The sequence below is a fragment of the Streptomyces buecherae genome, from assembly GCF_014295035.1.
GTDB classification, from domain to species: domain Bacteria; phylum Actinomycetota; class Actinomycetes; order Streptomycetales; family Streptomycetaceae; genus Streptomyces; species Streptomyces youssoufiensis.
In genome coordinates, this window is record NZ_CP060404.1 from 5,665,555 (window position 1) to 5,680,000 (window position 14,446).

Sequence of the window (14,446 nt, forward strand, 5' to 3'; positions counted from 1 at the left end):
GGCTGGTTGGCTGGCCGCCGGGTTCATAAGATGAATGAGGACGACACGGTGGAGTGAGGTCATGGAGAGTCTTCGCGGCCCGTTCAAGAGTGCGGTACCGTCCAACGTCGTGAGCCCTGTACGTCGCTGTTCGCGCACCGCGTGCGGCCGTCCCGCCGTCGCGACGCTGACGTACGTCTACGCGGACTCCACCGCGGTCCTCGGACCGCTCGCCACCTACGCCGAGCCGCACTGCTACGACCTGTGTTCGGAGCACTCGGAGCGCCTCACCGCGCCGCGCGGCTGGGAGGTCGTCCGGCTCGCCGTGGACACCGGCCCCACCAGACCCAGCGGTGACGACCTCGAAGCGCTCGCCAACGCGGTACGTGAGGCCGCCCGCCCGCACGACCGTGGCCCCGGAGCGCCGGGCGCCGGCCCGCCGCACGGCCGCGAGGCCGACCCCATGGAGGTCGCCCGCCGCGCCCACCTGCGGGTCCTCCGCTCTCCCGACTCCTGACGCCGACCCCCGGACCGTCCCCGCGCCACCCCGGCCCGCCCGCTCCGCCGCCGCGCCGAGCGCTCCCACGCAGCCCTGATCGCACACTGCGCACCCGCTCCCGAGATCCGGGCCGCTGCCGAGGCCCCCGGTCGAACGCCTCGCCCGCTCCCGCGCGGGTGACGCGGCTGGCGTGGCCTCGTTACGGCTGCATGAAGACGACGATCCGACGTACCGCCCCGCGCGGCGCGCTGGCCGCGATGGCGGCCGTGACGGCGACCCTCACGCTGGCCACCCCCGCCACCCCCGCGCCCACCCCGGCCTTCGACCGACAGCTCCTGGAACGCACCAACGCCCAGCGGGCCCGCCACGGCGTCCCGCCGCTGGTCCTCGACCCCGCGATCAGCCGGTGGGCCCAGGAGTGGGCGGACCAGATGGCGAAGTCCGGAAACTTCGCGCACCGGCCCAACAACAAGTACGGCGAGAACCTGCACTACGCGTGGAGCTCGGACGGCGCCTCGCCGAGCGGCGCCCAGGTGGCCGACGCCTGGTACAACCAGGTCAGGGAGTACACGTACTACGGCCGCGAGCCCGACATGAGCACCTTCTCCAAGTGGGGCAACTTCACCCAGGCGGTGTGGAAGAGCAGCCGCGGCATGGGCGTGGGGCTGGCGAAGGCGCGGAACAAGACGTACGTCGTCGTGAACTACAGCCCGCCCGGCAACTACGTCGGCCAGTTCGCCGCGAACGTCCCGGCCCCCAGGTGACCCCGCCCCGCTGACGTCCCGCCCGGGGCGGGCCGACCCCCGCTCCACCGCCCGCGACCGCGACGGCCCCGCCGGTCGCGGGCCCGGGGCCGGGCGCCGGCATGCCGTGTTGACGCCACCTTGTCGCGGACACGACCATTCCTCCACCCCGGGAGGTCCGCTTGTTCGTGCCGCAACTGGAGCCGGTCGCCGGTTCGCTCGCCCTGTCCGCGCTCGTCGCCGCCCTTCCGCTCGCCACCGTCCTCACGCTGCTCGGCGCGGCGCGCGTCCGCGCACCCCGCGCCGGGCTGGCCGGCCTCGCCATCGCCGGGCTCGTCGCCTGGGGCGCGTACGACATGCCCGTCGGGCAGACCGTGTCCGGCGCGGCGCAGGGCGCGCTGTTCGGGCTCTTCCCCATCCTGTGGATCGTCGTGAACGCCCTGTGGGTGTACCGGATGACGGTGCGCACCGACCACTTCGACGTGCTGCGCCGCTCCTTCGGCCGGCTCTCGGACGACCCCCGGGTGCAGGCGCTGGTGATCGCGTTCTGCTTCGGGGCGCTCCTCGAGGCGCTGGCCGGGTTCGGCGCGCCGGTGGCGATCTGCTCGGTGATGCTGGTCGCGCTCGGCTTCGACCCGGTCAGGGCGGCGGTGGTCGCCCTGGTCGCCAACACCGCGCCGGTCGCCTTCGGCGCCATGGGCACCCCCGTGGTCACCCTCGCGCAGGTCACCGAGTTGCCGCTGGACACCGTCGCCGCGGTCGTCGGGCGGCAGACCCCGCTGCTCGCGCTGCTGGTGCCGCTCCTCCTGGTGGCCCTCGTGGACGGCCGGCGCGGGCTGCGCGAGACCTGGCGTCCCGCGCTCGCCTGCGGCCTCGCCTTCGCAGTCGCACAGTTCGCGGCGGCGAACTACCTCTCGTCCCAGCTCGCCGACATCGGCGCCGCGCTCGCCGGCGCCGCCGCCCTGGTCGCCACCCCGTCCGCCCGCCGCCCGGCCACCGAGCAGGTCCGCGCGGCCGTGCTCACCGGCGCGCACGACGCGGACGACGCGGACGTGGACCGGGTGGACCCGCGCCCCGAGGTGCTGCGCGCCTACGCCCCGTACGCCCTGATCGTCGCGGTCTTCTCGGTCGCGCAGCTCGGCCCGGTCAAGGAGCTGCTCGACCGGGCCACCCAGCGGTTCGACTGGCCGTTCCTCGACGCGGCGAGTGCCGAGGGACAGCGGCTCGGCGCCAACGTGTTCGCGCTGCCGCTGCTGGCCACGGGCGGCACGCTCGTACTGCTCGCCGGCCTCGGCACGGCCCGGGTGCTGCGGGTTCCCCCACGGGCGGCGCTCGGCGAGTGGCTGGCCACCGTCCGGGAGCTGCGCGCCGCGATCGTGACCGTGACCTCGGTGCTCGCGCTCGCGTACGTGATGAACCTGTCCGGCCAGGCGGCCACCATCGGCCACTTCGTCGCGGCGGCCGGCGGCGGGCTGGCCTTCCTCTCGCCGGTGCTCGGCTGGTTCGGCGTCGCGGTCACCGGCTCGGACACCTCGGCCAACGCGCTTTTCGGCGGGCTCCAGGTCACCGCCGCCCGCGAGTCCGGCCTCCCGCCCGAGCTGCTGGCGGCGGCGGGCAGCTCCGGCGGCGTGCTCGGCAAGATGGTCTCGCCGCAGAACCTCACCATCGCCTGCGCCGCCGTGGGCCTGACGGGCCGCGAGGGCGACCTGCTGCGCAAGGTGTTGCCATGGAGCCTGGGGCTGCTCCTCGTGATGTGCCTCATCGTGCTGGCCCAGAGCACGCCGGTACTGGGCTGGACGCTGCCGTGAGGGCGCGGGGCGCCCCTTACCACCCTCGCCGCCGGCCCCGACACCGCCGCCGGCCCGGCCGCCCCCGTCGGCCCCCGCCGCCCCGTCACCCGGGTGGCCCATGGCGGCGGAGGTGGCCGACTCCGTACGGGGGCGGCGGGGCGCGGGCGTAGCGTGGGGCCGCCGCCGCGGCGGTAGCCGTGCCCGCGGGGGCCACCGGCCGGCAGGCGTTCACCCTCCCACCGGTAGATTTGGCACCCTTCAACATCGCCCAGAAGGAGTAGGCCGTGGCTGATCTGTCGCAGCTCGTGAAGGCGTACGACGTGCGTGGGGTCGTCCCCGACCAGTGGGACGAGACGCTGGCCGCACTCTTCGGCGCTGCCTTCGCACAAGTGACGGGCGCAAACGCAGTGGTCGTCGGCCACGACATGCGCCCGTCGTCCCCCGGGCTCTCGCGGGCCTTCGCCGAGGGCGCCGCCGCGCGCGGCGTGGACGTCACCGAGATCGGGCTGTGCTCGACGGACGAGCTGTACTACGCCAGTGGCGCGCTCGACCTGCCCGGCGCGATGTTCACCGCGAGCCACAACCCGGCCCAGTACAACGGCATCAAGATGTGCCGCGCCGGCGCCGCCCCGGTGGGCCAGGACACCGGCCTCGCCGAGATCCGCGCCCTGGTCGAGCGCTGGTCCACCGAGGGCGCGCCGCCGAGCGCGGCCACCCCCGGCACCCTCACCCAGCGCGACGTGCTCGCCGACTACGCCCACCACCTGCGCACCCTGGTGAACCTGACCGCCAGCCGCCCGCTGAAGGTGGTCGTGGACGCGGGCAACGGCATGGGCGGCCACACCGTCCCCACCGTCTTCGACGGCCTGCCGATCGAGCTGGTCCCGCTCTTCTTCGAACTCGACGGAACGTTTCCCAACCACGAGGCCAACCCGCTCGACCCCAAGAACATCGTCGACCTCCAGGCGAAGGTCCGAGAGGTCGGCGCCGACCTCGGGCTGGCCTTCGACGGCGACGCCGACCGCTGCTTCGTCGTGGACGAGCGGGGCGAGCCGGTCCCGCCGTCGGCGATCACCGCGCTGGTCGCCGAGCGCGAGCTGGCCAAGCACCCGGGCGGCACGGTCATCCACAACTGCATCACCTCCTGGTCCGTGCCCGAGGTCGTGAAGGAGGCCGGCGGCACGGCCGTGCGCACCCGCGTGGGCCACTCCTTCATCAAGGCGGAGATGGCCCGTACCGGCGCGATCTTCGGCGGCGAGCACTCGGCGCACTACTACTTCCGCGACTTCTGGAACGCCGACACCGGCATGCTGGCCGCGCTGCACGTGCTGGCCGCGCTCGGCGAGCAGGACGGCACGCTCTCCCAGCTCGTCGCCCGCTACGACCGGTACGCCGCCTCCGGCGAGATCAACAGCACCGTCGCCGACCAGCCGGGCCGGGCCGCCGCCGTCAGGGCCGCCTTCGAACAGCGCCCCGACGTCCAGCTCGACGAGCTGGACGGCCTGACCGTCACCGCCCCCACCTGGTGGTTCAACCTCCGCGCCTCCAACACGGAGCCGCTGCTGCGACTGAACGTGGAGGCCCGGGACGCGCAGACGGTGGCCCAGGTGCGCGACGAGGTCCTCGCCATCGTCCGCGCCTAGCCCGCCCTGGCGGCCAGGCCCTGGGCACGCCCGCGAGGGTCCGTACGACGCCGTCGTACGGACCCTCGCGCACATCCCGTAGCCCCGCGCCCCTCCCGCAGCCTGCCCCGCCCCCGCGCCGGCCCACGGCCGGGCCCCGGCCGGCGGCCGCGCGCGCCGTCGCGGCCCCGTGCCCGTCGCACGCTCGGCCCGCTGGGCGGCGGTACCCTGGGCCGCACAGCACTGTGCCCGTCCCGAAGGGAAGACCATGCCGGTCGAAGCCAGCCTCCTGGAGATCCTCGCCTGCCCGGCGTGCCACGCCCCGCTGCGGGACGAGTCGGCGGCGGCCGAGCCGGAGTTGGTCTGCGAGGGCGCGGGCTGCGGCCTGGCCTACCCGATCCGGGACGGCATCCCCGTACTCCTGGTGGACGAGGCACGCCGCCCCGCCTGACCGCGTACCGCGCGCACGCCCCACGGCGATCGGAGGCCGACGCACCATGCTCGACGAATCGCTCCTGGACGCCCCCGAGGCCCTGGCCCGCGCTGATACCCGTGGCCTGCTGCGCGGCGCCGCCGAGTCCGGCGCGCGGGTGCGCACGGCCGCCCGGTACGCCGCCGAGGCGGGCATCGCGGACCTCCAGCCCGACGGCCGGCCCCGCGCGGTCCTGGTGGCGGGCCCCGGGAGCGTGGCGGAGTGCACCGCCGACCTGCTCGGCGCCCTCACCGGCGGCAGCGTGCCCGTCACCCTGATCCGCCCCACCGGCGTCGCGCCCGCCGCCGGCGCCCTGCGCTGGACCCTGCCCGGCTGGGCGGGCCCGCTCGACCTGCTGGCCGTGACCAGCCCGGACGGCTCCGAACCGGGCCTGGCCGTCCTGCTCGACCAGGCGTACCGGCGCGGCTGCACCGTGGTGGCCCTCACCCCGAGCGGCACCCCGCTGGTCGAGGCCGTCGAGCGCGCCCGTGGCCTGCACCTGCCGACCACGCCGGCCGCGCTGCGCGAGCCGGACCCCGGCACCGGGTACGGCCAGCCGCCGACCGACGTCGACCCGTACGGCGCGGACCCGACCCCGCCTGGTACCCCGCACGCCGAGCGGCCGGGGGCACCCGGCGCCGACCAGCCCGAGGAGACCGAGCGGCCCGCGCCCGGCGAGGGCGGCACCAACCCGCCCCCGCTGGCCCCCGGCGAGGCCCACCCCAGGCCCGAACCGCCCGCGGTCGGAGCCCTCGGCGCCCACCCGCACGGCGCGGGCGAGCCCCCGGCGGCCCAGCGCACCAACCCCTACCCCGCGGACCCCTCGCCCGGCGCGCTGTGGGCCGTGCTCACGCCGCTGCTCGCCCTCGTCGACCGGATCGGCCTGGTGCACGCGCCGCCCGAGACGCTGCAACGCGTCGCCGACCGGCTCGACCAGGTCGCCGAGCGCTGCGGCCCCGCCCAGGCCACCTACCGCAACCCCGCCAAGTCGCTCGCCGCCGAACTCGCCGACGCGCTGCCGCTGGTGTGGACCGAGGGCGAGGTCGCGGCGGCCGTCGGCCGCCGCTTCGCCCGGCTGCTCGGCGCGGTGGCCGGCCGACCCGCGCTCACCGCGGAGCTGCCCGACGCGCTGCGGGTCCACGGCGCGCTGCTGACCAGCCCGTTCGCCGGCGGGGCCGACCCGGACGACTTCTTCCGGGACCGGGTGGAGGAGCCGGAGGCGCTGCGGGCCCGCGTCGTGCTGCTCCGCGACCGGCAGGCCGCCGACGCCTCTGACGCCCCGGCGGTCACCGCCGACCTGTCGGCCGCGCCGGCCGCCCGCGAGCTCGCGCTCTCGCACGACACCCCGATCAGCGAACTCGAACCCACCGCGGAGCACGCCGTGGAACGCGCGGCCGAGCTTCTCGCCATCACGGATTTCGCCGCCGTTTACCTGGCGCTTGCCGGCGCAGGGGGATCATGAACACCGCGGGGTACGCACCCGTCGGCAACCCGTCGGCCGCGTAACCCCGCACGCCACACCCACCCCCGGCAACCCGCCGCCCACAACCACCACAGCGTCCCGTCACCGGTACCCGGAACCCGCCCCGGCCCGCGTCGCTCACCCGCTCGCCCCGCCCGGGCCCGGGTCCGGGCCCCGTCCGGCGCACGCCGCCGGCCCGCGTGCCACGCCGCCCGGGCCGCCCCGGCCCCGCCCGACCCCACCGGCGCCGGTACGCCACCGAGAGTCAGGAACCCCCACATGGACCGCCTCGCCAACACCGTGCGCCCCTACGCCTGGGGTTCCGTCACCGCCATCCCCGCACTCCTCGGCACCGAGCCGACCGGCGAGCCGCAGGCCGAACTGTGGATGGGCGCCCACCCGGGCGCGCCCTCGCACGTCGACCGGGGCGCGGGCCCCGTCGGCCTCAACGAGGTCATCGCCGCGGACCCGGAGGCCGAACTCGGCCCGGAGGCCGTCCGCCGCTTCGGCGACCGACTGCCGTTCCTGCTCAAGGTGCTGGCCGCACAGGTCCCGCTCTCCCTCCAGGTGCACCCGGATCTGGAGCAGGCCAGGGCCGGCTTCGCCGACGAGGAGCGGCGCGGCGTGCCCATCGATGCCCCGCACCGCAACTACAAGGACGCCAACCACAAGCCCGAACTGATCTGCGCGCTCACCCCCTTCGACGGCCTGTGCGGCTTCCGACCCCCCGCCGAGGCCGCCGACCTGCTCGCCGCGCTCGACGTGGACTCGCTCAAGCCGTACGTGGACATCCTGCGCGCCATGCCGGACACCGACGCGCTGCGCGAGGTGCTCACCGCCGTCCTCAGCGCCGACCGCGAGGCCATGGCCGCCACCGTCACCGAGGCGACCGAGGCCGCCACCCGGCTGGCCGCGGCGGGCGGCCCGCACGCCGACGCCTACGCCGCGTACGCCACCGTCGCCCGCGCCTTCCCCGGCGACCCCGGCGTGATCGCCGGCATGCTGCTCAACCACGTCAGGCTCCAGCCCGGCGAGGGGCTCTACCTGGGCGCCGGCGTCCCGCACGCCTACCTCAGCGGCCTCGGCGTCGAACTCATGGCCAACTCCGACAACGTGCTGCGCTGCGGCCTCACCCCCAAGCACGTCGACGTCCCCGAGCTGCTGCGGATCGTACGGTTCGAGAGCGCCCCGCCCGGCGTGCTGCGCCCCGAGGCCGACCCGGACGGCGCGGAGGTCTACGCGACGCCCATCGACGAGTTCCGGCTCTCCCGCTACGTCCTGCCCGCCGATGCCGCCCCCCGCCCGCTGCCGACCGGCGCCCCGCAGCTCCTGCTCTGCACCGCGGGCCACATCACGCTGCGCGGCCAGGGCCCGACGGCCCCCGGCGCGGCCACCGAACTGCGCCTGGCCCAGGGCGAGTCGGCCTACGTGCCCGCCCCCGAGGCCGTCGAACTCACCGGCGAGGGCACGCTCTACCGCGCCACACTCGCCCTCTGACACCCCGGCCCCGCCGGCCCGCGCCCCGCCGGGCCGGCGGCCGAAACGCACCCCGCCGACACCCGCCCGACATCCCACCCGCACCCGAACGCCGCGCCCTGACACCGCTTCGCCTCCGGAGGCTGCAACAATGGCCCGCCGTAAAGCAGCCGTAAAGCGCCGACCCCGCGTCAGGCGCCAGGCGGACACGGGCGGAAGGGACATCTGGCACATATGAGTGCATCGGGCGGAACCAAGGCGATCGTCGCCGCACTGGGCGCCAACCTGGCCATCGCGGTGGCCAAGTTCGTGGCCTTCGCGTTCAGCGGCTCGTCGTCCATGCTCGCCGAGGGCGTGCACTCGCTGGCCGACTCGGGCAACCAGGGTCTGCTGCTCCTCGGCGGCAAGAAGGCCAAGCGGGAGGCGACCCCGCAGCACCCCTTCGGATACGGCCGCGAGCGCTACATCTACGGCTTCCTCGTCTCCATCGTGCTGTTCACCATCGGCGGCGTCTTCGCGCTCTACGAGGGCTACGAGAAGATCAAGCACCCGCACGAGATCGAGCACTGGTACTGGCCGGTCGGCGTGCTCGTCTTCGCGATCATCGCCGAGACGTTCTCCTTCCGCACCGCGATCAAGGAGTCCAACCAGGTACGTGGCGCGCTGAGCTGGTCCCAGTTCATCCGCCGCGCCAAGGCCCCCGAACTCCCCGTCGTCCTCCTCGAGGACCTCGGCGCGCTGGTCGGCCTCATCCTCGCGCTCGGCGGCGTCAGCCTCGCCCTCGCCACCGGCGACGGCGTCTGGGACGGCATCGGGACCCTGTGCATCGGCATCCTCCTCGTCCTGATCGCCATCGTGCTCGCGGCCGAGACGAAGTCGCTGCTGCTCGGCGAGGCGGCCGACACGGACCAGGTGGAGGCGATCCAGTCGGCCGTGGTCGACGGCGAGACCGTCACCCGCCTGATCCACATGCGCACGCTGCACCTCGGCCCGGAGGAACTGCTGGTCGCCGCCAAGATCGCGGTACGCCACGACGACACGGCGACGGAGGTGGCCGCGGCCATCGACGCCGCCGAGGAACGCATCCGCGCCGCCGTCCCGATCGCCCGCGTCATCTACCTGGAGCCGGACATCTACAGCGCCACCGCCGCCGCGTCCGGCGCCTCCCCCACCAAGCCGACGGCCCCCTGACCCGCGGGGCGCCTCGGCCGGTGGCCGGGGGAGTGGGGGCGAGGCCGCGCCGGGGCGTCCCGGTCACGGGATCTCTGCCAGCACCTCCATGATCGCCGCCGGGTCCGGGGCGTCCCGCAACCGCGCGCGGAAGCCGGCATCCGTGAGCGCCCGTGCCAACCGCGCGAGGATGCGCAGGTGCTCGTCGCCCGCGGCGGCCTCGGGCACGGCGATCATGAAGATCAGCCGGGCCCGGGTGCCGTCGAGCGAGCCCCACTCGATGCCCTCGGCCGAGCGCGCGAAGCCGACCACGGGCGCGGTCACCGCATCGGTCTTCGCATGCGGAACGGCGATCTCCGCGCCGAGCCCGGTTGACCCCTGTTCCTCCCGCTCCAGGGCGGCCCGTTCCAACGCGGCCACGTCGGCGACCCGCCCGGACCGCGCCACCAACGCCGCCAGCTCGCGGATCGCCCCGTCCCGATCCGTCGCCACGAGCCCTCCCGCGACGCTGTCCCGCGACACGTACCGCGCCAAACCTGCCGCCCCGGCCTCGACGGGAGCGGAAGCGGGCGCGGGTACGGGCGCGGGAGCAGCGGCGGGTTCCGGCGCCGACACCGACTCCGACCCCGTACGGACGGCCTCGGCCGGCGCCTCTGTCGTACGCCCCGTCTCCGCCGACGCTCCCGCCGTACGCACCGCCTCGGCTGGCGCCCCTGTCGTACGCCCCGCAGCCGGCCCTCCCCGCCCCGCATAAGCCACACCCGTCATGGACGCCCCGCCTGCCACACCCAGCGCACCCGTCACCCGTTCCCCGGCCTCCAGTGACAGCAGGGCCACCGTCGTCAGGGCCGTGACCAGCGTGCCGATCGCGACCGCCACCAGGAACATCGGCGTGCCGCCCACGGCCCCGAACGCCGCCACGATCGGCCCGCCGTGCGGCACCGCGTCCGTGACCGTGGCCAGCCCGGCGACGGCTCCGGCCGCCGCGCCGCCCAGCAGGTTCGCCGGGATGACCCGCGCCGGGCGGGCCGCCGCGAACGGGATCGCGCCCTCGGTGATCCCGAAGAAGCCCATGAACAGCGCCGCCAGCCCGGTCTCGCGCTCCTGGCCGTCGTAGAGCCGGCGGCGGATCAGCGTGGCCAGGCCCTGCCCGAGCGGCGGTACCGGAATGGCCGCCGCGCACATGCCCATGATCTCGGGGTTCTCGGCGACCAGACCGGCACCGAACAGGAAGGCCGTCTTGTTGACCGGCCCGCCCATGTCGAAGCTGATCATCAGGCCGAGGATGACGCCGAGCAGCGCCGCGCTGGTGCCGGTCAGCTCGCCGAGCCAGTCGGTGAGGTGCTCGAAGACCCAGGCGATCGGGTTGCCCAGGACGTGGACGAAGAAGAGCCCGAGCGCCGTGGTGGCCAGGATCGGGATGACGATCACGGGCATGATCGGCTGGACGAACCGGGGCACCCGCACCCGCTTGATCCACAGCACCAGGTACCCGGCCAGGAACCCGGCGACGATCGCCCCGATGAACCCCGCCCCCGCCTCCGAGTCGTACAACTCGCCGTGCGCCGCGATCCAACCCCCCACCATCCCGGGCGCCAGTGCGGGCCGGTCGGCGATGGCGTACGCGATGTACCCGGCCAGAATCGGGATCATCAGCTCGAAACCGACCGTGCCGATGTCGTTGACGGCCTTCCAGAACGACCCGTCGGGGATGACGATCCCCTCGGGCGTCGTCTCCCCTCCCAGCGCCAGCGAGGCCGCGATCAGCAACCCACCCACGACCACGAACGGGATCATGTACGAGACGCCGTTCATCAGCGCCTTGTACGTCACACTCCGCTCGCCACCTCGCCCGGCACCCCCAGCGCTACCACCACCGGCCGGCACACCAGCCACGCTCGGCCCGCCGGGCGCACCCGGCGCGTGCGCGGCGTCGCGCCCGGCGCCCGCCCGGTCCCGCGCGCGCCCTCCCACCTCTTCGCCACCGTGGACGGGGGCGCTCAGCGCCCGTGCGATCAGCTCCTCGGGCCGGTGGATGCCCTCGGACACCCCGACCACGAGCACGGGCTTGCCGACGAACCTGCTCCGGTCGACGTCTTTGTCGGCGGCGATGATGACGGCGTCCGCACTGCTGACATCGTTGTCTGACAGTACGTTTTCAGCCCCGATCGCCACCTGGGTCTCCACCTTGATCCGGTGCCCCAGCGCCTCGGCGGCCCGAGTCAGGTTCTCGGCGGCCATGTACGTGTGGGCGATTCCCGTCGGGCAGGCGGTGACCGCGAGCAGCCTGAGCCCGCCCGCCGCCGCGCCGCCAGGCGCATCGGCCGAACTGGTGGTCACGTGGATCTCCTTACCGGTCGTCGCGACGGAACGTGCTGCGGATGGTCCCGCGCCCGCCGCCCCGAGAACACACCCCGGACCCAACCAACCCGACCCGGTCGCGCCGAGCCGACCGGAACGCGCCACGGCGCGGCCGAGACACCACCGCTTCGGCCCCGCCCGGGTCAAGGGGGCTGGGGTTCGCTGGGCCGATCGGTGTAGATTCGTGACAGCCAGACGTCGCTGCTGATGGCGGTCGGGCGGTCCGCTTCGCGGTCCGACCGAGGGAGAGAGGGCCTCCGACGGACTGCGCTGCGACAAGGGGACAGCTCTGTCCGCTGCCGCATGCCCAGCCGAACACCTCTCCATCCCCAACGCACGAGGAGCAGCATTCATGTCGACTGCCGACGCCAACGGCCGGGACTTCAAGGTCGCCGACCTGTCCCTGGCCGACTTCGGCCGCAAGGAGATCACCCTCGCCGAGCACGAGATGCCGGGCCTGATGTCGATCCGCCGTGAGTACGCGGACGCCCAGCCCCTCGCCGGCGCCCGGATCACCGGCTCGCTGCACATGACCGTGCAGACCGCCGTCCTCATCGAGACGCTGGCGGCGCTCGGCGCCCAGGTCCGCTGGGCCTCCTGCAACATCTTCTCCACCCAGGACCACGCCGCCGCGGCCGTCGCCGTCGGCCCGAACGGCACCCCGGACAACCCCCAGGGCATTCCCGTCTTCGCCTGGAAGGGCGAGACGCTCGAGGAGTACTGGTGGTGCACCGAGCAGGCGCTGACCTGGCCGGGCACCGCCACCGGCGGCCCGAACATGATCCTCGACGACGGCGGCGACGCCACCGTCCTGGTCCACAAGGGCGTCGAGTACGAGAAGGCCGGCGCGGCCCCGGACGTCTCCACCGCGGAGAACGACGAGCACCGCGTCATCCTCCAGCTCCTCAACCGCACCCTCGCCGAGAACCCGCAGAAGTGGACGCAGCTCGCGTCCGAGATCCGCGGCGTGACCGAGGAGACCACCACCGGCGTGCACCGGCTGTACGAGATGCACCAGGCCGGCGACCTCCTCTTCCCGGCGATCAACGTCAACGACGCCGTTACCAAGTCGAAGTTCGACAACAAGTACGGCTGCCGCCACTCCCTCGTGGACGGCATCAACCGCGCGACCGACGTCCTCATCGGCGGCAAGGTCGCGGTCATCTGCGGCTACGGCGACGTGGGCAAGGGCTGCGCGGAGTCGCTCCGCGGCCAGGGCGCCCGCGTGATCGTCACCGAGATCGACCCCATCTGCGCCCTCCAGGCGGCCATGGACGGCTACCAGGTGGCCACGCTGGACGACGTGGTGGAGACGGCGGACATCTTCATCACCACCACCGGCAACAAGGACATCATCATGGCCAGCGACATGGCCAAGATGAAGCACCAGGCCATCGTCGGGAACATCGGCCACTTCGACAACGAGATCGACATGGCCGGCCTCGCCGCCATCCCCGGAATCGTCAAGGACGAGGTCAAGCCGCAGGTCCACACCTGGACCTTCCCGGAGGGCAAGAAGATCATCGTCCTCTCCGAGGGCCGCCTGCTGAACCTGGGCAACGCGACCGGCCACCCGTCGTTCGTCATGTCCAACTCCTTCGCGAACCAGACGATCGCCCAGATCGAGCTGTTCACGAAGCCGGAGGCGTACCCGACGGACGTCTACGTGCTGCCGAAGCACCTCGACGAGAAGGTCGCCCGCCTGCACCTGGACGCCCTCGGCGCCAAGCTGACCACGCTCCGCCCCGAGCAGGCGGCCTACATCGGCGTCCCGGTCGAGGGCCCGTACAAGCCCGACCACTACCGCTACTGATCCACCCGCCGCCGCCCCGGACCGGGCGAGCGACGCCGCGGCGCCCCGCGCGCCACGGTCCGCACCGCCCTGACGGGGCGCGGCAACCGGTCAGCCAGCAGTAAGCACCACGCTCCCGCCACCAACGGGGGAGCATGAGGGCCTGCCCCGGCCACCTCCGGCCGGGCGGGCCCTCATTCGTCAAGGACCCCACCATGCCCCGTGGCCGCTATGCGCTCTATGACCCGCACGATCGCACCCCCCTCGGCGTAGAACAGTTCCACTGCGCGCCCGGCCCCTCCGGCTGGCGCTACGTCTCCCAGGTGACCTCCGCCTCCGGCGACCGCGCCGGCTCCGTCGACCTCGCCATCGACGCGCTCGGCCGCCCACTACGGATGGAGCTCCAGGCCACCGACTGGCGCGTCCGCGGCGCCGCCATCGACGGCGTCAGTTGGGTCCGCACCGACGCCTCCGGCGCACACGCCACCGAAGGCAACGCCGCCGCCCATGCCTTCACCGGTACGTCCCCCGCCTTCCTCGTCGCCGCCACCCGACTCCTGCGCCTCACCCCCGGCGCCCCCGCCGCCCGCCTGCGGCTCGTCGCGCTCACCGCCCCCGTGCTGGCGCCCCGGACCCTCGACCAGTCCTGGGCACTGCTGAGCAGCGAAGCACACGGCACTGACAACGACCCACTGATCGTGGACGAGTACCAGGTCAACGAGTTGGACACCGGCGAGCAGCACAGCATCCACATCGCTGGCGACGTCGTCCTCGCGGCCCCCGGCATCGAGCTGGAAGACCTCGACACCCCGCCGTCCTCATTCGCCTGAGGCTCCGGGGCCGATGCCCGCGGCCCGGCCGGACGCCAGCCCCACCCGGATGGTCCGACGCTCGATGTGCGTCAACACCCGCTGACCTGCTAACCTCCTGTTCACCCCAGGGGACCGTTGACACGGCACTCAGGGGGAGGTAGATTTTAACGGTTGCCGCGAGTTCGACAGAACCGCGATTGATGGTTAGCATCTAACTCGCTTCTAGCGCGAATGTGATTCCGCTGAGGCGCCTTCGATTCTGAATGAG

General features: G+C 74.0%; 11 protein-coding genes. 10 read left to right on the forward strand and 1 reads right to left on the reverse strand.

Going from position 1 to position 14,446, the window contains the following annotated elements:
- The first annotated feature begins 61 nt into the window (after window positions 1-61).
- The 8 genes from H7H31_RS22400 (at window position 62) to H7H31_RS22435 (ending at window position 9,234) form a co-directional block, all read left to right on the forward strand.
- Entirely contained in the window at window positions 62-496 is a 435-nt protein-coding gene (locus tag H7H31_RS22400) for a DUF3499 domain-containing protein (protein WP_187060576.1), read from the forward strand.
- Window positions 497-687: 191 nt separating this feature from the next.
- Window positions 688-1,242, forward strand: coding sequence for a CAP family protein (locus H7H31_RS22405; protein WP_187060577.1), 555 nt, complete (start codon window positions 688-690; stop codon window positions 1,240-1,242).
- 161 nt (window positions 1,243-1,403) lie between these two features.
- Window positions 1,404-3,029, forward strand: coding sequence for an L-lactate permease (locus tag H7H31_RS22410; RefSeq protein WP_187060578.1), 1,626 nt, complete (start codon window positions 1,404-1,406; stop codon window positions 3,027-3,029).
- Window positions 3,030-3,295: 266 nt separating this feature from the next.
- Window positions 3,296-4,654, forward strand: a complete 1,359-nt coding sequence (locus tag H7H31_RS22415; RefSeq protein ID WP_187059996.1) for a phosphomannomutase/phosphoglucomutase — start codon at window positions 3,296-3,298, stop codon at window positions 4,652-4,654.
- Window positions 4,655-4,901: 247 nt separating this feature from the next.
- Window positions 4,902-5,084 carry a Trm112 family protein gene (locus H7H31_RS22420; protein WP_176161937.1) on the forward strand — a complete coding sequence of 61 codons (183 nt, stop codon included), beginning with the start codon at window positions 4,902-4,904 and terminating at the stop codon, window positions 5,082-5,084.
- 46 nt (window positions 5,085-5,130) lie between these two features.
- Window positions 5,131-6,567 (forward strand): SIS domain-containing protein, encoded by a 1,437-nt coding sequence (locus H7H31_RS22425; protein WP_187059997.1) that lies wholly within the window; start codon window positions 5,131-5,133, stop codon window positions 6,565-6,567.
- A gap of 279 nt (window positions 6,568-6,846) precedes the next feature.
- On the forward strand, window positions 6,847-8,064 hold the full coding sequence (gene manA, locus H7H31_RS22430; RefSeq protein ID WP_187062853.1) for a mannose-6-phosphate isomerase, class I: 1,218 nt from the start codon (window positions 6,847-6,849) through the stop codon (window positions 8,062-8,064).
- 213 nt (window positions 8,065-8,277) lie between these two features.
- Entirely contained in the window at window positions 8,278-9,234 is a 957-nt protein-coding gene (locus H7H31_RS22435; RefSeq protein ID WP_187062854.1) for a cation diffusion facilitator family transporter, read from the forward strand.
- A gap of 63 nt (window positions 9,235-9,297) precedes the next feature.
- Here H7H31_RS22435 and H7H31_RS22440 read toward each other — a convergent pair whose 3' ends face one another.
- Window positions 9,298-11,553, reverse strand: coding sequence for a fructose-specific PTS transporter subunit EIIC (locus H7H31_RS22440; protein WP_269475460.1), 2,256 nt, complete (start codon window positions 11,551-11,553; stop codon window positions 9,298-9,300).
- 373 nt (window positions 11,554-11,926) lie between these two features.
- Between H7H31_RS22440 and ahcY the strand changes: the two genes are divergently transcribed.
- Window positions 11,927-13,387, forward strand: coding sequence for an adenosylhomocysteinase (gene ahcY, locus H7H31_RS22445; RefSeq protein WP_187062855.1), 1,461 nt, complete (start codon window positions 11,927-11,929; stop codon window positions 13,385-13,387).
- A 194-nt stretch (window positions 13,388-13,581) separates the two neighbouring features.
- Window positions 13,582-14,196 (forward strand): hypothetical protein, encoded by a 615-nt coding sequence (locus H7H31_RS22450; protein ID WP_187062856.1) that lies wholly within the window; start codon window positions 13,582-13,584, stop codon window positions 14,194-14,196.
- The last annotated feature ends 250 nt before the right edge of the window (window positions 14,197-14,446 follow it).